General features: G+C 44.9%; 14 protein-coding genes and 2 tRNA genes (1 of these 16 only partly in view). 14 read left to right on the top strand and 2 right to left on the bottom strand.

Features of this window, described 5'->3' with window-relative positions; translation table 11 throughout:
• Positions 1 to 2 precede the first annotated feature (2 nt).
• Positions 3 to 749 (top strand): response regulator transcription factor, encoded by a 747-nt coding sequence (locus tag AXF12_RS03690; RefSeq protein WP_066428436.1) that lies wholly within the window; start codon positions 3 to 5, stop codon positions 747 to 749.
• 109 nt (positions 750 to 858) lie between these two features.
• A complete protein-coding gene (locus AXF12_RS03695) occupies positions 859 to 1,776 on the top strand; it encodes a DUF4300 family protein (RefSeq protein ID WP_066428438.1) in 918 nt (305 codons plus the stop codon).
• Positions 1,777 to 1,781: 5 nt separating this feature from the next.
• Here the strand turns inward: AXF12_RS03695 and AXF12_RS03700 are convergent, their stop codons facing one another.
• The gene (locus AXF12_RS03700; RefSeq protein WP_066428440.1) at positions 1,782 to 2,603 is read right to left on the bottom strand and encodes an endonuclease/exonuclease/phosphatase family protein; all 822 of its coding nucleotides are present in this window, start codon (positions 2,601 to 2,603) and stop codon (positions 1,782 to 1,784) included.
• Positions 2,604 to 2,716: 113 nt separating this feature from the next.
• On the opposite strand from AXF12_RS03700, the gene AXF12_RS03705 reads away from it, so the two are divergent.
• The 10 genes from AXF12_RS03705 to AXF12_RS03755 all read left to right on the top strand — a co-directional run bounded on the left by AXF12_RS03705 (position 2,717) and on the right by AXF12_RS03755 (position 10,847).
• A complete protein-coding gene (locus AXF12_RS03705) occupies positions 2,717 to 2,911 on the top strand; it encodes a hypothetical protein (RefSeq protein WP_066428445.1) in 195 nt (64 codons plus the stop codon).
• A 734-nt stretch (positions 2,912 to 3,645) separates the two neighbouring features.
• Complete coding sequence (locus AXF12_RS03715; protein WP_074861001.1) at positions 3,646 to 4,449, top strand: hypothetical protein; 804 nt, start codon at positions 3,646 to 3,648, stop codon at positions 4,447 to 4,449.
• Complete coding sequence (locus tag AXF12_RS03720) at positions 4,437 to 5,837, top strand: RtcB family protein (RefSeq protein WP_066428447.1); 1,401 nt, start codon at positions 4,437 to 4,439, stop codon at positions 5,835 to 5,837. The genes AXF12_RS03715 and AXF12_RS03720 overlap by 13 nt, the downstream gene beginning before the upstream one ends.
• A gap of 96 nt (positions 5,838 to 5,933) precedes the next feature.
• Complete coding sequence (prfH, locus tag AXF12_RS03725; RefSeq protein WP_066428448.1) at positions 5,934 to 6,653, top strand: peptide chain release factor H; 720 nt, start codon at positions 5,934 to 5,936, stop codon at positions 6,651 to 6,653.
• Between the two features lie 697 nt (positions 6,654 to 7,350).
• On the top strand, positions 7,351 to 8,199 hold the full coding sequence (locus AXF12_RS03730; RefSeq protein WP_066431738.1) for an aldo/keto reductase: 849 nt from the start codon (positions 7,351 to 7,353) through the stop codon (positions 8,197 to 8,199).
• Positions 8,200 to 8,211: 12 nt separating this feature from the next.
• Positions 8,212 to 8,973, top strand: a complete 762-nt coding sequence (yaaA, locus tag AXF12_RS03735; RefSeq protein ID WP_066428450.1) for a peroxide stress protein YaaA — start codon at positions 8,212 to 8,214, stop codon at positions 8,971 to 8,973.
• A 170-nt stretch (positions 8,974 to 9,143) separates the two neighbouring features.
• A tRNA-Glu gene (locus AXF12_RS03740) sits at positions 9,144 to 9,215 on the top strand.
• A 25-nt stretch (positions 9,216 to 9,240) separates the two neighbouring features.
• A tRNA-Glu gene (locus tag AXF12_RS03745) sits at positions 9,241 to 9,312 on the top strand.
• A gap of 68 nt (positions 9,313 to 9,380) precedes the next feature.
• Positions 9,381 to 9,638: a 30S ribosomal protein S20 gene (gene rpsT / locus AXF12_RS03750; protein ID WP_066428452.1), complete on the top strand. Its 258-nt coding sequence runs from the start codon at positions 9,381 to 9,383 to the stop codon at positions 9,636 to 9,638.
• 81 nt (positions 9,639 to 9,719) lie between these two features.
• Positions 9,720 to 10,847, top strand: a complete 1,128-nt coding sequence (locus tag AXF12_RS03755; protein WP_231909943.1) for a hypothetical protein — start codon at positions 9,720 to 9,722, stop codon at positions 10,845 to 10,847.
• Positions 10,848 to 10,868: 21 nt separating this feature from the next.
• On the opposite strand, the gene AXF12_RS03760 is transcribed toward AXF12_RS03755, so the two are convergent.
• The gene (locus tag AXF12_RS03760; RefSeq protein WP_066428454.1) at positions 10,869 to 13,334 is read right to left on the bottom strand and encodes an ATP-binding response regulator; all 2,466 of its coding nucleotides are present in this window, start codon (positions 13,332 to 13,334) and stop codon (positions 10,869 to 10,871) included.
• Positions 13,335 to 13,545: 211 nt separating this feature from the next.
• Here AXF12_RS03760 and AXF12_RS03765 point away from each other — a divergent pair, with 211 nt between their 5' ends.
• The gene (locus tag AXF12_RS03765; protein ID WP_066428456.1) at positions 13,546 to 14,796 is read left to right on the top strand and encodes a hypothetical protein; all 1,251 of its coding nucleotides are present in this window, start codon (positions 13,546 to 13,548) and stop codon (positions 14,794 to 14,796) included.
• 603 nt (positions 14,797 to 15,399) lie between these two features.
• Positions 15,400 to 16,303 carry the 5' end (the start) of a spherulation-specific family 4 protein gene (locus tag AXF12_RS03770; RefSeq protein WP_082752968.1) on the top strand. The gene runs 908 nt beyond the window's last position, so the window shows 904 of its 1,812 coding nt (coding positions 1-904); it begins with the start codon at positions 15,400 to 15,402; the stop codon falls past the right edge of the window.

A 16,303-nucleotide genomic window follows, 5' to 3' on the forward strand; every position in this document is an offset into this window, starting at 1 on the left:
AGATGAATAATTACGACACCAACTACGGCAATTATGGGCAAAAGCCCGAAGAGATGAATCGCATCCTTTTAGTGGAAGATGACCCTAATTTTGGAACCGTACTCAAGGACTATTTAGTGATGAGTGGCTTCGATGTCGCTTTAGCTAAAAACGGTATGGAGGGCTTTGATAGGTTCAGAAAAGAAGAATTTGATATGTGCATTCTCGACGTGATGATGCCTTACAAAGACGGGTTTACCCTCGCTCGGGAAATTCGTGAGAAGAACGAGAAAATACCTATCATTTTCCTTACTGCTCGTACAATGCGTGAGGATGTGATCAAAGGTTATAGGTCAGGAGGCGATGACTACCTTAATAAACCCTTCGACTCTGAAATCCTACTAATGAAGATTCGCTCAATGCTTCAACGCAAGAATATTGAAACTCTTGTTGATAACAAGCAATATGAGTTTGAGATAGGTGATTTTTTCCTCAATACAAAGCTCCGTACTTTGAAATACAAGAACGATGAGGCTATCAAGCTATCTCCTAAGGAAAATGAGCTTTTGCGTCTCTTAGCTATCCATACCGAAGATTTTATGCCTCGCGAATTAGCACTTTCTAAAATATGGAAGGATGATAACTACTTTACTTCCAGAAGTATGGACGTGTATATTGCCAAATTGCGCAAATATCTCAGGAAGGATGAACGCGTAGAAATACTCAATATCCACGGTGAAGGATTTAGGCTTGTAGCTAACCGTTCCTAAGAGAGAAATAAGCTTTTCCAAGTGTATTAACTCAGTGTGCTTTCCTTGCAAAAGAAGAGCACCAGTTTGCCCGTACACTAATAAATAATATCTAAATGGAGCATATTGTATGGTACTTTTAAAGAATAAGTTTATCATTGGGCTGGGGTTGACTTTGCTTTTACTCAGCTGTAAGAACCCAACAAGCACTACACCAACCGTAGCTACCCCTACTACTGAGCCTATTGCTAAGGAGAAGGTATTGTATTCAAACCTTGGGGATATACTCAGTCAGGCACAGGTAAAGCGCGCCTTAATGACTGCTGGCATTGCCCCTGATATTGCAGATCGCTTTTTAGAAGATGTAGACCTTTTTAATAGTAGTGTAGGCAATAAAGGGCTTGTGAGGGAAGGGTTTATCCCTATTGAGGACAGAAGCACTGACTATAATGTTGAAACAATACAAACGCTTTGGGAAACAAAGCACCCTGAATTTGTGGGCTACAACTGTCGCCTTACTGCCTTTGGCTTGATGAAGGACATCTTTGTGGTGGATTGCCCTGTGAAAGGCAATACGGAGTATCTTTTCTTGGATAGCCTTTCTATTGCTCAATCGCCGAAGAAGATGCTGCCGCACGATGAGGAGAAGTTCTTTAACCTGTTTGCAGCTGTGCCTACCGATGCCACTAAGGATGTGCAGGTACACCTCAACAAGTTGCAACAGCAGTGGCGCGATAGGGGTATCGACTTTATGAGGGCAGAGGCAAAGCTCATTTCGGTGGTGTTCCACTCTCAGATAAGCCCTAAGGAAAACGAGCTCTTTATAGGGCACGTAGGGGTGTTGGTGCCCTATGAAAGAAAACTGTTATTCATTGAGAAGCTCGCCTTTCAGCAGCCCTATCAGGCACTTATCTTTAAAGATAGGAAAGCTCTTTCGGACTACTTGATGAATACTTACGATGTCGATTTTAATCAGCCCACAGCACGACCTTTTATCCTTGAGAACGACCAGCTGATGGAAGTAGAACCCCTTGAACCAGCGTTATAGGTGCGTTACATCTTTAAAGTAGCCACTACGGGCAGGTGATCGGAAGGGTACAGTCCGTCGATCTTCTTATCGATGATGTCGAAGTGAGTTGCTTTTATCTTCCCTTTTATAAAGATATAATCAATAGCCCCTCTTAGGGGCTCATTTATTTTAAAGGCATTGAAGGTGCCCTTGTGTTTCAACTCCTCAGTGGCTATTTGGCGTGTGTTGTGCATCTTGCGAGCGATCAGTGCTATGGCGGGGTTGTCGGGGGTCATATTCAGGTCGCCCATTACAATCACAGGGGCATTTTTAGCGATTTCTTTTATCTTCTTGAGGATGAGGTGGGCACTTTCTCTTTGTGCTACCACTCCTTCGTGGTCGAAGTGCATATTGAAGGCAAACAGTGTCTTGCCCTGATAGCGCAGTTTAGCCCACGAACAAATGCGATTGCAGCATTTAGCATCCCAGCCTTTGGAGGGTTCCTCAGGGGTTTCTGAGAACCAAAAGTTACCACTATCGAGCAGGTCGAAGTGGTCTTTACGTATGAAGAGCGCAGCGTATTCGCCTGCCATATCGCCGTCGTCGCGCCCTACCCCAATGCGATAGTAGTTGGGAAAGTGAAGCTCGATATCCTGCACTTGGTTGTGTAGGGCTTCTTGCACCCCGAGTATGTCAGGAGCCTGTTCTGCCATAATGGTAAGAGCCTTCTCCCTTCGATTGCCCTCCGTCCACGAATCGATGCCGTCACCTGGGTTGTCATAGCGGATGTTGTAGGTCATCACTTTTAGCTCTTGTGCAGAGCATATTGCTGATAATAAACTACATAAGAGTATCAACTTTTTCATTGCTTTATTTGATTTGATTGATGTGGCAAAGGTAGGTAATTTTTTTGAGAAAAGTGTATTAAAACTTGTAGATTTCAAAAATGTCCGTATCTTTGCCTAAAATTTATCGCTATATGAACCAAGATAATACAACCATAGAGGAGCCTATTGTGGCATACGAAGGTGCTAAGGAGTTTACAGAGGCAGAACGGCAAGAGATTTTAAGGCGTGCTGCTAATGTTGATTTTGATAAACTTTATTCACTTGAAGAAGCAAGAGAAATTCGCAATGAAATACTCAGTAAATTGGAAAGACGTCGCACTTGTTGATTATGGTGATGTAGTTTCATTTCTTATGACAACTGATTGTCCGTGGTCTTTCATAGACAAGCTTGAGCAAGAAACTAAATACACAGAAAGTTTATTACAAGACTTTCCTTATATAGGAGCACCTATATTTACAGACATACACAAGATTAATGTGCTGGAAGGTTATTCTATAATTTACAAGGTTGATGAGGTTAATCAATCTATTTTTATTCTCTGTTTTTGGGATAGTCGCAGAGACGAAAGGCGACTGCTACAACGCTTAAAAATTTAAATAGAACGCTTTATTTTTAATAATAGAGCGTTTTTTTTATTGCATAAAACTATTGATTTCCACTGTTTTACTATTATATCGTTACAAATAACACAAAATTATTCGTTGTACATTACACACTATTCACTAAAAAGTATTACTTTTGCTGCCGAATAAAGACCACGTGTCTTATAGAGATTAATTGTTTAACTTTTTAATACATCGAAGAGAAATGCTGATAGTAAACTTACAAAATAGAGCAAACGTGCCTTCTGAGAGGGCTCGGCTTCGGTGTGTGCTTATGAGAAAATAGCTTTTAGCTTTTAGTCGTTAGCTTTTAGCTTTTAGATATAAGAACCGAAGTCGTACACTTCGGTTTTTTTGTTGCTTCACTTCAAGGGGTTAGTGGTTGGTGATAGGTGATAGGATAACAAGGAACAGGAGTCGTTCTAATGGTTAATGGATCACAAACCACTGCCTGAAAATGTACAATCCAGATTATTATATTAGAAGCAAGAGTGCGCGCCGCCGCAAACGCGATGCGCGTACTGACTTGGAGAAGCGGGTGCGCGCTGCCTATAAAGAGTGGCGGCACTTGCGGGAGGTAAGGCGGAATATGCCGCTGCTGCCTTTGCCTGAGCCGTATCAAAAGGGCTTTGTGCGCTACTTTGTGCTACGCGAGGACGTGGCGCGTAGCAAGCGAGCTGCCTTCTTTGAGGAGCTTTTAGAGGTCGTCAATACGTATCAGTATTCCGATAACCGTAAGTTTGAAGCTAAAAAGCGGCGTAGAGGTAAGCGGGTGTTAGTGCCGCGTAAGCAAGAATTGGAGAACTTTATCGAATGGACGTTCTTCCACAGTAAGAGCACGCGCTATCTTACGGAGGCACAGCGTGCTTACTTTATCAAGGTAAAACGTTATATGCCTCTGCAAAAGGAGTTTATGGATGTCTATGAGTTTGCCGACCCTTGGCGGTTTGTGCTACGTGTGCGCCCCAATATGATTACGCACTATCGCCCTGTGGATAGCGACTTAGAGCGCGATATCGACGCCCTCGACCGCTTTGTATACGACCGAGGTAAGCGTGAAGGTATCTTCCTCTCCTCAGTGGGAGGTAGAGGTGGTAGGGGCTGGCGCAAGGTAGAGAAGAAGCGGGGTAAGGAGAAATATCGTTTTAAACCGATGTACCAAGTACCGCTCTTTCGCAGTAAAGCCTCTGCCTTAGAAATCACTGAGGAGACTCTCAGCACTAATTATCAATTTAAAAGACAATACAAATGGGAAATTTAAAGTTAAAAGGAAAAGACATATTAAAGTTAGGTTATCCTAACAATCAGAGTATTAATGTGGCGTTAGAGGTGATGAAACGCCACGCAGCGGGGAAGAATATCCAATACGTGAAGTCGGTATTGAAGGCGATACTCGCTCACCCTCAGGATTATGTGGGGGATTTGGCCTTTGGGCAGATTGCTGAGGCTCTCCTGTGTAGCACCAAGACCGAGAAGCGTGAGCTTAGTGCGCAACGAGCTCCGTTCCAGATCTTTGGCACGGCTATTGCTGAGGAGACTAAAACGCAGCTCTACACTGCGCTGAAGTTGCCTGTATCGGTAGCGGGGGCGTTGATGCCCGATGCACACAGCGGTTATGGGCTGCCGATTGGGGGGGTGCTGGCTACCGAAAATGCTGTTATCCCTTATGGGGTGGGGCTGGACATTGGGTGCCGTATGTGTTTGAGTATCTTGGATATACCGATCTCTTACCTCGCAGGGGCAAAGGATAAATTGGAGAAAGCCCTCGGGGAGCATACCAAGTTTGGGATGTATGAGACGCATAAGTCGCACGTGGATCACGAGATATTTGAGCGCGATACGTTCGACCTCATTCCGCTGCTCAAGCGATTGAAACCTAAGGCTATTAAGCAGATGGGTACCTCGGGTGGTGGCAATCACTTTGTGGAAATCGGGGAGGTAACGCTCTCTGACGCCTCGTTGGGGTTGCCCGCGGGCACTTACCTCGGTATCCTCTCGCATAGTGGTTCGCGGGGCTTTGGGGCTGAGATAGCACAGTATTACGTGCGCAAAGCCGTCGAACAGTGTCCTCTACCGAGAGAGGCGCAGCACTTTGCTTGGCTTGACCTGAGCACGCATCTCGGCTTGGAGTATTGGATGGCGATGAACCTCGCTGGCGACTATGCTTCTGCTTGCCACGAGGATATTCACCGCCGTTTGATACGTGCCATTGGGGGTCGCTTGCGTTTGCGCATTGAGAACCACCACAACTTTGCGTGGAAGGAAGTGCACGAGGGCAGGGAGCTCATTGTCCATCGCAAGGGAGCTACTCCTGCTGGTGAGGGTGTGTTGGGTATTATCCCTGCCTCGATGAGTGAGAAGGGCTACATTGTGCGGGGGCGTGGCAACAGTGAGAGCTTGTGCTCTGCTTCGCACGGCGCGGGACGTGCTTTCTCTCGTGCTGATGCGCGCAATCGCTTTACGCAGAGTGAGATTAAAAAGCTGCTCAAACAGAAGGGGGTTACCCTCATCGGGGGTACTACTGAAGAAGCCCCAATGGCGTATAAGGACATCGGCGAGGTAATGAACGCCCAAAGCGAGTTGGTGGATATATTAGGAACGTTTCAACCGAGAATAGTTAGGATGGAAGGTCTGAGGTCTGGGGTATGAGGTATGAAGTCAGGGGTTAGTGATTAGATTATGAGTAATCGCTGTTTGATTACTGATCACTGACTACTGACCACTAATTACTAAACACTAAAATCAATGGAAAAAATCATACAAATAAGTGCAGGGTTAGCACCGTTGGAGTGCCAATGGGTAGTGGCAAAGGTGCTGAAGATATTCTTGCAAGAGGCTAAAGAGGCGGGGATTGGTACGGAGCTGATCGCTCGCGAGGAAGGTGATGCGAACCTCACTGTGAAGTCGGCTACCTTACGGCTGCGGGGAAAAGACCTCAGCGGATTCTTGCAGTCGTGGCTGGGGGATAAAACTGCTGCTACGGTGTGCTGGGTTGGTAAGAGCACTTTTCGCAAGTTGCACCCGCGCAGCAATTGGTATATCGGTATCTTTGTGCTCGAGGATGTGGAGCCTATCGCCTTTAACGAGCGCGATGTGCAGTACCAAGCGGTGCGTGCACAAGGGGCGGGCGGACAGAATGTAAACAAGGTAAGCAGTGCGGTACGGGCTACGCATACCCCTACGGGTATTGCTGTCTTTGCGCAGGACTCGCGTTCGCAGCTTGAGAACAAGAAGCTCGCCACCCAGCGACTCAAAGAGCGTGTGGCACAGGTGGAGACTGAGCGTATTGCTGCGCTATCGCAACGCTTGTGGGGTAACCACACTGAGGTGGAGCGCGGCAATCCTATCCGTACCTTTACGGGCACGGACTTTAAACCTTCTTACAAGGATAAGAGTTTTAAGAAGGAGAGAAGACGGGGGAAGCAGGAGCTTCGAGCTTTGAGGTCGTATGACGACAGCGAATGATATTTAGAGTAGTTGGTATAAGAGGGCAAGCCCCGAAAGTTATAATGCTTTCGGGGCTTGTTTTTTGGCTTTAATAGTGGGGGTCTTTGTTTATTACTGTAATTGCAGTGAGTCGTCATAATGAGGATCCTTCTCTTATTCTCAGAAGTTTTGCGAGTGAATAGTTATTTTCTTTTATTTTAATGTTTATCAGTATTTATTTCTGTACCTTTATCTTAGTAATATGGTGCGAAAAAGTACCTATTAAGGATGTGAAAAGCTCCTGAGAAGATAGGTTCTTCTTCCAGTGAGTGTTCGAGATTTGTTCGGGGTGTGTTCGGAGTTGCTCTTACGTTCCTCTTACCTTGCTCTTAGGTTGTTCTTACGGAGAGAGGTTAGGGATTCGTAGTTAGTGGTTAGAATATTGAGGGATTGTGTTGTGTTGTGGTATTGCTAAAAAGATGCTGCAAAGGTAAGAAATAATTTACAATGCACAATGGATGGTTAATAAAATTTTCTGCGTTAGGTATTTTTAGAAAGGGGCTCTTGGTTAGAAATATCTCTGTTGATAGGGTGTTGTATATTAACATCTGATTTTGTGATACATACCCATTAGCACACTTCTTAGATTTGTTATAATTGTGTTAAAATCACTAAAATGCTTGTATCGTATGTTTCTATTGCTTACCTTTGTAGCCTCATTAAAAAAGCAAGTATTATGCAAACAGCAATATTGAATAATGGGGTGAAAATCCCTGTGGTGGGCTTTGGTGTGTTTCAAATTCCAGCCCCCGAGACTGCCGCTGCCGTGGCAAACGCTATTGAGGCGGGCTATCGCCATATTGACACTGCTCAAGCCTATATCAATGAAACTGAGGTAGGTGAGGGGATTAAGCAGTCGGGTGTGGCTCGTAAGGATCTCTTTGTGACGACTAAGGTGTGGGTCGAGAATATGGGCTACGAGAAGGCTAAGGCTTCTATTGAGCGTTCGCTCAGTCGTTTAGGGCTTGATTATATTGATATGCTGCTCATCCATCAGCCTTATGGGGATACGTATGGGGCGTGGCGCGCTATGGAAGAGGCTTATAAGGCTGGCGTGCTAAAGGCTATTGGGGTAAGCAATTTTGCCACTGACCGATTGGTGGATTTAGGGACTTTCAACAGTGTGATGCCGATGGTTAATCAGATAGAGATCAATCCTTTTCATCAGCGGAAGGCTCAGGTGGATTTGCTTAAAGCTGAGGGGATTGTGCCTGAGGCTTGGGCGCCTTTTGCCGAGGGGAAGAACAATATTTTCAATAATCAGACCTTGGTGAGCGTTGCCCACAAGCACCATAAGAGCGTTGCTCAGGTGATTATTCGCTACTTTATTGAGCAGGGCATTGTGGTGCTTTCTAAGAGTGTGAAGCCTGAGCGTATGAGGGAGAACCTCAATGTTTTTGATTTTCATCTCAGTGCTGACGACCATAAGGCTATCGCTAAGCTGGATGCTGGTAAGAGTCAGTTTATCAATCACTTCACTCCCGACACGGTTCGTTGGATGAAGACGCGTATCTTCAACGTTTAATATTTAAGGATTATGAAGATTGTCATTTCGCCAGCCAAGTTGCTTACTTACACTAAGGAGCGTCCGTATGAGGATTTCTCACAGCCTGCATTTCCTATGGAGGCGGCTGAGATTAATGGGGTGTTAAAGGGGCTTTCTCCTGATCAATTAATGCGTTTGATGGGCATTTCGCGCCAGTTGGCTGACGTGAATTGGGAGCGCAACCAAGTATTTGAGTTGCCTTTTACGATGCTCAATGCGCGCCAGGCTATTTACACTTTTAATGGTGAGGTGTATGAGGGCTTAGATGCTTATAGCCTTACTAAAGAGGAGATGACTAACCTGCAAAAACATTTGCGTATTCTCTCAGGGCAGTATGGACTGCTTCGCCCGTTGGACTTGATGCAAGCCTATCGTTTGGAGATGGGTTCGGAGCTTTCTGTGGGGAGTGCTAAAAATCTGTATGATTTCTGGACGGATAAGATTACCAATGCCTTAGCTTCGGAGCTTGCTCCTGATGAGCCTCTTGTGAATTTGGCGAGCAATGAGTATTTTAAGGTGATTAATACTAAGAAGCTCGGCAGGCGGGTGGTTACTCCTATATTTAAGGATTGGAAGGGGAATACTCTTAAGACGATTGTTTTTTATACCAAACAGGCGCGAGGGCAGATGGTGCGTTATATCATTCAGAACGATATCCAATCGGTTGATGATTTGAAGGGCTTTAATGAAGGGGGTTACACTTTTAGCAAGGAACATTCGGTGAAGGCAAATGAGATTGTTTTCGTGCGTTGATTGTAAAAATCTTTACTGTAGAGGGCTATTTTTTACTATTGATAATGAAGTTGTTATACAAAAGGTGCGTTTTTTTTTAGAAAAAAGTTGGGAAAATAATTGCAGGAATTAAAAATAGTCGTACCTTTGCAACCGCAATAACAAAAACGTGTTGTTGTGAAGTAAAAAATGGTCCGTTCGTCTAGGGGTTAGGACGCAAGGTTTTCATCCTTGTAACAGGGGTTCGATTCCCCTACGGACTACTTCATAATGAAAAATGTTTAAAGGGGTCCGTTCGTCTAGGGGTTAGGACGCAAGGTTTTCATCCTTGTAACAGGGGTTCGATTCCCCTACGGACTACTAAGAAAGTAAAGAGTAGAAAAGAGTGCCTGAGAAGGCATTGGTATCAAACTAAATGTTAAAGTAAAATGGCAAACCATAAGTCGGCATTAAAGAGAATTAGAAGAAACGAAGCAGCTCGTTTACGCAATCGTTATCAACACAAGACAGCTCGTAACGCTATGAGAAAGCTACGTGCTATGGAGAACGCAGAGGAGGCTAAGGCGCTTTTCCCTAAGGTGGTATCGATGTTGGATAAGTTAGCTAAGAAAAATATTATTCACGCTAATAAGGCGGCGAATTTAAAGAGCAGTTTAGCAAAGCATTTGAATAAGTTAGCTAAATAGTCATTTAGGTTTTAGATTTATCACTAACAGCCAGATTTATGTATATAAGTCTGGCTTTGGTGTTTTAAAAGTACGAAAAGGATGAAGCATACATTTATAAAGTTTTACAGTGGAGTTTTGTTGCTCTTATTGGTGTTGGTAATGGCTTGCCGCAATGGCAATGGTGACGACCAAGAGAAGATACATAAGACCAAGTCGATTGACTTTGCTGAGTTTCACATCAATGATATTACGCCTGCGGCTCAGGAGGACTTGAGGCGATGGAAGGATTTCCAAGTGCTGATGCAGGTGGTAACCTCAATGGCACCTACGAAGATCAAGCAGCCTGCTCCGATGGTAGCTACCAATCCTGATAGCCTTGTGGTGTGTAATAGGCTCTATCCGATGAATTCAAAGACGGTGAAGGAGGCGGCTAAGGTGGATATTGAATATCGCACGGTGGAGGGGGTGAAGGATACTATCTTCCGCTTTGAGAAGGAAAGGGATAGTAAGTTTTGCTTTTTGCAATGGGATACTTTTTTGGTGGCTCAGATACCTTATACATTTTCGGTGGTGATGAAAAAGAATAGCTATCCGAAGGTGAATCTTGAGTTTTTGCAGGGTGACACTCCTGTGACTACGGCGGTATTGGCGCTGGATACACTTACAACTTCAAGTGCTAATGTAAAGAGGACGGCACTAACTGATGACTGGTTCGGCTATGAGGTGACTTTCAGCCCGAAGAAGTCGGAGGCGTATAGTATTCGACTGTCGTTCGATCCTGAGGTAAAGATGAATGATAATGTTATTTTCTACCGCTCGGTGTTGAAAATACCTGCAAGGGATTTCTCTAAGTTGGGGGCGTATTCGGATAAGATTGTGGCGCAACACACGGATGTGGAGAGCTCGTATTACTCGGTGTTTTTCTGGCTTCGTCAGATAGAAGATGCACTACACCAGTTGCTTTTGGAGGATGCTTTTCCTGAGCGGATGAATGTGCCTGCGGTTAGGTCGCGTTTTAGGCTGCTTGATACGCAGATCAAAGCGCTGGCGGATAATGTGCGCAATAATCCCGACTTTAAAGAGGAGGAGCTAAAGCGTGATATCAGGATACTTGAGGGCACCTTTAATAGTATTATCTCTCGGATTAATAATATCTACAATAGTGACTTGGATGACCGTATGCGATTCCTTGGAACGCAGAACATAGATTCCCTTATTGTTCCATAGGCAATAAGGGGAATTTTTGCGTTACATTTCTTCTAATCTTTTCAGGTAGTTCTCAATAGATACACGGCACTCGTCATTGAAGAGCTGTTCGAGCTTATGGACGTATGAGTGTAGGTCTAAGTTGCTTTCCTTGGATACTTTGTTGAGGGCTACCAGTATTTCAGACTCTCGCTTGGCGTTGATCTGAGCAAACATAGTGGTCATTTTGTGGGCTATGGCGCGTATACCTTTGTAGTCCTTTTTCTCAGCCATTAGGGCGAGGTTTTGCAAATTCTCTTCAGTTTCATTGATGAAGTGTCTGTAGATACCTATAATGCCTTGTACATCATCGCCCATAAAGGATTCAAGCACCTCTGGGGTGTAGTTGCCGCTTTGAGTATTTTCACCTAAGATAATGACGTTTGGATTGACGGTAACGTCTAATTTGGGGAAGAATATCTTCAGTTTCTCATAGAATTGCTCAGGGGTGAAAGGCTTTTGCAAGATGCCTGAGAAACCGCTCTTGGTGTAGAAGCTCTCGGGTACGTCACGACGCCCTGTAATTGCGAGCACGGGGTAAGGGTCGTCCTTATAGATTTCGTTGAAGAGTGTTACGAAGTGGAAGCCATTCATCTCTGGGAGCTGGATATCAGTAATGACCATATCGAAGTGCAGAGATTGCATCTTGGAGAGGGCTTCTTTTCCGTTGCTGAATGGGATAGCTTTGATATCTTTTTGTTTTAGGAGCTCTTTGATGAGGTTGAGGATAGAGAAATCATCGTCGATAACTAAAATACTGATATCGCGGGCTTTCTTCTGTGAGGTGATGATTTCGGTAGTGGTGGTTTTCTCGGCAATTTTTTCAGCTAAGAAATGTAAGGTGAAGGTACTACCTTTATTCTCTACACTTTCCAGATAGATCTTTCCTTTGAGTAGAGCAGCGAGTTTTTGTGAGATATGTAGCCCTAAGCCCGAGCCTCCATAGCGCTTGGATATCTCGTCGTTGGCTTGGGTGAACTCGTCGAAGATGTGCTCTTGTTGTTCTTTTTTGATGCCAATACCTGTATCGCTTACCCCAATACCTATTTCATAGACGTCGTCGCCTAAGGGACGAGCGTCTGCCTGTATATGCACGGTACCTCGCTCAGTGAACTTGAATGCATTGGAGATTAGGTTGTAGAGTATCTGTTTTACACGGTAGGCATCACTTGAGAAGTTGAGTTTATTGATGTTGTCGGAGAGCTTGAAGGAGAGAGTAATATCCTTGGTTTTGTATGCTGACTTGACATTATTAGCCACTTCGTCAATGATTTCTGCTGTGTTAAAAGGTACTTTCTCAAGGGCTATTTTGCCTGATTCAATGCGGGTGTAGTCGAGCAGTTCGTCGACTAATTTGGAGATGTACTCAGAGGAGTATTTGATATGTGAGAGGTAGTTTTTGCCTTTTTCAGGGATATTGAGCTTGCTGAGCAACTCAGAGTAGCCGACGATAGAGCTGAGAGGGGTGCGCAGGTCGTGACTTACCATTGAGATAAGCTGCTCACGATTGCGCAAGAGGTTGAACGATTTGCGGTTGGCAGTCTCTAATTTACGACGGTAGCGTTGTGACATTACAAAATCGTTGACGATAATAATAGAGGAAATAGCGATGATACCCAAGGCTACTAAGAAGGCGAGCATCAGGAGGTTTTTGCTATTTTCAAAGATTTCGCGGCGCTCTTTGGCGAGCTTTTGTGAGTTGGCTAAGATCTCGTCTTCGAAGCTGAGGAGTAGGTCGTTGAGCTTTTCGGTGAGCTGCACGTCGTTGTGCCAGAGCATCTGTATTTTTTCATTGATTTGGCTTTTGGACTGGCGGGTGTCGTCATTGACCTTGTTGAGCATCGTCAGGGTTTCGAGTACGACGTTGTCGAACTTGGTACTTTTGAGGTTATTGGGTATCTTTATGTTCCTGTATTTCTTTAAAATAGAGGCTATATCGGACTGTTCTTTGATTTCATTGTCGGCTTTTCGCAGCTTACGGATATAGGCTCTACTGTCAATCTGATAGCCTAAGTAGGGTTCTAAGGAGGAGAGCTTACCGATGGCACGGCGTATGATAATGGAGGTGCTATCGCTGTCCTGAAAGGCTTTGAGCTCTTGTAGGTTCTCGCTTTTGAGGCGTATGAGGGTGCGGACGGTGTCGAGGGTGCGGAGTTGCTTCTCGGAGGTGATGTCGCGGCGGAACTTGAGGATTTCGTTCTGTAGGGCGTTGTTTTTCTCAAGGAAGTATTGTAGTGCCTCGTTGTCTTCGGTACGGAGGGCGATTTTACCAGCACTTTCTGCGTCGTTCATCATTGTGAGGATACGGCTAATCTGGATAATTTTGTTGCGATCCTCTTGGTTGATTTTCTCTTGGAGGACGAGTTTATGGATTTCTTGATAGATGATGAAGCCCGCTACTATGGATACCCCAATGAGGAGTAAGTAACTGAATATGACTTTAATAGTTAGTTTACTTGACGTTTTCATTCGCAATGGGAAATCTGAATACTGCTGTTTAAGCGGACAAAGATACGGCTTTATTTTCTTCTGTGCAAGCGATTGTGTGAATTTTTAGTGTTTCTCCGTTATCGCTTCGTTATCGATCCGATGTGTGGTAGTTGAAATTTGTTAAAAAATATGTTGGCTATGTTCGGGGAATGTACTACCTTTGCGGTTTGAAATAAGATTTATTTTTGTGATGAAAAAGCGAGTCTTTTTTTTGAGTTTGTTGGCGTTATTTTTTCTAAATAGTTGCCAAAAAGGAGATGATACTACTGCGGGCGATCGGATTACGTACAGCGAACAGGTGCCGATGTTGGCGTGGATAGGGGTGCCTCAGGGGGCGGACGCGAAGCAATATCAGTGGCTGCGTGAGGCGGGGTTTAACTATCAGTTGCTTTCGGGCTATGGCAGTCTTCGGACTGTGGAGGATGCCTTAGCTAAATCGGCGGCGGTAGGGGTGAAGTGCTTAGTGGCTTGTCCTGAGATGAATACGGATACGGAGATGGCTATCAAGCGGCTCAGGGATCACCCTGCATTGGCGGGTTATACGACCATCGACGAGCCGAAGATGAAGGACTTGGACTGGGTAGCTTCTCTGATGAAGAAGTATCAATCATTTGACAGAAAGGGGATTAGCTATGTAAATTTGCTCTCACTCGATACGTCGGAGAAGGTGATGGGTGCCTCGTTCGACGCTTATTTTAAGAAGGCAACGAGCGCACTGCCTTTGCAGATGCTTTCGTGCACTTTCTACCCGATAGTGTTGCGTGACGGTGAGGTGGAGCGTAGGGTTAATGGACTGTGGTACGAGAACTTAGAGGTTTATTCGCGGCGTGCTAAGGAGCTGAAGGTACCGTTGTGGGCGTTTGTGTTGAGTGCGTCATTTCGGCATACAGGTGGCGGTGGTGCTTACCCCGATCCGACAGTAGCTGACTTGCGTTTGCAGATTTATACGAATTTGGCTTATGGGGTGCAGTTGTTGCAGTACTACACGTATTCTACCCCAGCTGATGCGCCTCATTATACGGCACCGATAAAGGCAGATGGCTCGAAGAGTGCGAGTTATGAGCGTATCAAACAAGTGAACCAAGAGGTGATTGCCCTCTCGGGGGTGTTTGTGGGGGCGCAGGTGGTGGACGTATGGCATACGGGCAAGACGCTGCCTAAGGGTACAAAGGCTTTGAAGGTGCCGAAACCGTTTAAGGGGATTACCACAGGCGATGGAGGTGCTGTGGTGTCGCATTTGAGGAATGGCGGTCGCAATTACTTAATGATTGTCAATCACAGTTGTACGAAGGGGCTTTCGGTGCGCATTGAGGCTTCGGCAGGGGTGAAGGAAGTGAGCAAGGAGGCACGTTTGAAAGAGGTGGATTGGAGTGAGGCGCGAAGGTATGAGATAGGCGCAGGGGATATGGAGCTTTTTGAGTGGGAAGGGATTAATGATTAATGGTCAATGACTAATGATCAATGGTTAATTGTAGATTATACATTAGAAGCACTCCCTCTCTTGCGCATACGACTTCACATCACTTTCCTTTCAAAGAGAAAGTGGCACATTAACCAAAGTAGTATTATCCTAATGTGTAATCTGGGGTAATTAACCATTTAATAAAAAAGTTGTTTAAACTTTTAATTCTTAGTAGTTGATATATCCAAAATTAGTTGATTTTCTTTAATTTAACTTCTTTTGTCTTGATACAAAAGAAGCAAAAAATCAAGGCTCTGGATGCTTAGGCGAGAAAATCAACTTCCCTCGCTGAAAATCTTTTAACTCGCTCCGCTCGAACAGAAAAGATTTTCTACGCTCGTGCTGCTGATTTTCTCAGCCACGCCTCCAAGGCCGTTGCAGGATGAGGAAGGGAATAGGAGAAGACAAAGGGAGAGTTCAAAAGTTTAAACAAGTTTAAAGAAAAAGTTATATATTCCAGATAGTTTACCAATAACAATAAGCTGTATAGCTATCACTTATTGACAATAAGATCAAAAACTCAGTATGTTAGTTCTAAAGGCTAAAAGCTGAGAGCTGAATCTGAAATAATTAGTTAGTGAAATGAATAGGAATTTTAGGAATGGGCTGTTGTGGGCTTTGCTGACAATGGCGAGTATGTGTTTGGGTCAGAGTAAGGTGCAGGTACGTGTGAGGTATATGCAGGGCTTTTCAAAGCACAGTAGTAGTGCTGAGGCAGGTGGCGTGCAAAACCAATCGGTGATGATGCCTGCTTTCCGCTGGACGAGTAAGAGCGGCGTAGGGGCTGCTTTCTGGAAGAGTATTACCGATATGGGCGGTGGGCTGCTTCCGTATGTGGCATTTGGTTCGTATGAGGGTACGAGCCATACGAACCAAAAGTTGGTGCGCCGCAATGAGGATGCAGAGCAGTTTTTGAGGAATAAGGGTGTGGGTATCAGGAGTTTGGGATATACCTATACGAGGCAATCCTCACGCCCTCTTCAAGAGGTGTTTGCGGATATTGACAACTTTGTGAACTTCTACGGGAGGGAAAATATTGCGGGCTATTTTGTCGATGAGGTGATGGGTGGCTCGACCCAAGAACAGATTGATTATATGGCGAGTATCTATCGATATGTGAAGGGCAAATACCCTGAAATGACAGTACTTGCCAATAACGGCGGTGGTATTCGCGATGGTATTGCGCCTTATGCGGATATATGGATGACCCAAGAGGTTACGGCTGACACCTATATCAATCATTATCAGAAGCGTAACTCTACTTTTGAAAAGGATGCGGCGAATGCGGATAGGATACTGCACGTGGTGCATACGGCTTCGCCTGAGCAGTACGAGGAGATTATCAGGCTTTCGCGCGAGCGCAATGCAGGGCGGTTGTTTATTACGAGCGACACCAATGCTTACCCAAGTGGCTATGACGACTTACCTACCTACTTTGAAGCGCTACTGTTGAGTATCAATAACTTCACGCCGACTTCGGGCAGCT

Source organism: Capnocytophaga haemolytica (genome assembly GCF_001553545.1).
In the GTDB taxonomy this organism is placed as follows: domain Bacteria; phylum Bacteroidota; class Bacteroidia; order Flavobacteriales; family Flavobacteriaceae; genus Capnocytophaga; species Capnocytophaga haemolytica.

Bases quoted from the DNA above. Each gene is read 5' to 3' on its own strand.
- prfH (WP_066428448.1), top strand. From the start codon at position 5,934: ATGGAAAAAATCATACAAATAAGTGCAGGGTTAGCACCGTTGGAGTGC.
- AXF12_RS03705 (WP_066428445.1), top strand. From the start codon at position 2,717: ATGAACCAAGATAATACAACCATAGAGGAGCCTATTGTGGCATACGAA.
- AXF12_RS03760 (WP_066428454.1), bottom strand. From the start codon at position 13,334: ATGAAAACGTCAAGTAAACTAACTATTAAAGTCATATTCAGTTACTTA.
- yaaA (WP_066428450.1), top strand. From the start codon at position 8,212: ATGAAGATTGTCATTTCGCCAGCCAAGTTGCTTACTTACACTAAGGAG.
- AXF12_RS03720 (WP_066428447.1), top strand. From the start codon at position 4,437: ATGGGAAATTTAAAGTTAAAAGGAAAAGACATATTAAAGTTAGGTTAT.
- AXF12_RS03695 (WP_066428438.1), top strand. From the start codon at position 859: ATGGTACTTTTAAAGAATAAGTTTATCATTGGGCTGGGGTTGACTTTG.
- AXF12_RS03730 (WP_066431738.1), top strand. From the start codon at position 7,351: ATGCAAACAGCAATATTGAATAATGGGGTGAAAATCCCTGTGGTGGGC.
- AXF12_RS03690 (WP_066428436.1), top strand. From the start codon at position 3: ATGAATAATTACGACACCAACTACGGCAATTATGGGCAAAAGCCCGAA.
- AXF12_RS03765 (WP_066428456.1), top strand. From the start codon at position 13,546: ATGAAAAAGCGAGTCTTTTTTTTGAGTTTGTTGGCGTTATTTTTTCTA.
- rpsT (WP_066428452.1), top strand. From the start codon at position 9,381: ATGGCAAACCATAAGTCGGCATTAAAGAGAATTAGAAGAAACGAAGCA.
- AXF12_RS03700 (WP_066428440.1), bottom strand. From the start codon at position 2,603: ATGAAAAAGTTGATACTCTTATGTAGTTTATTATCAGCAATATGCTCT.
- AXF12_RS03715 (WP_074861001.1), top strand. From the start codon at position 3,646: ATGTACAATCCAGATTATTATATTAGAAGCAAGAGTGCGCGCCGCCGC.
- AXF12_RS03755 (WP_231909943.1), top strand. From the start codon at position 9,720: ATGAAGCATACATTTATAAAGTTTTACAGTGGAGTTTTGTTGCTCTTA.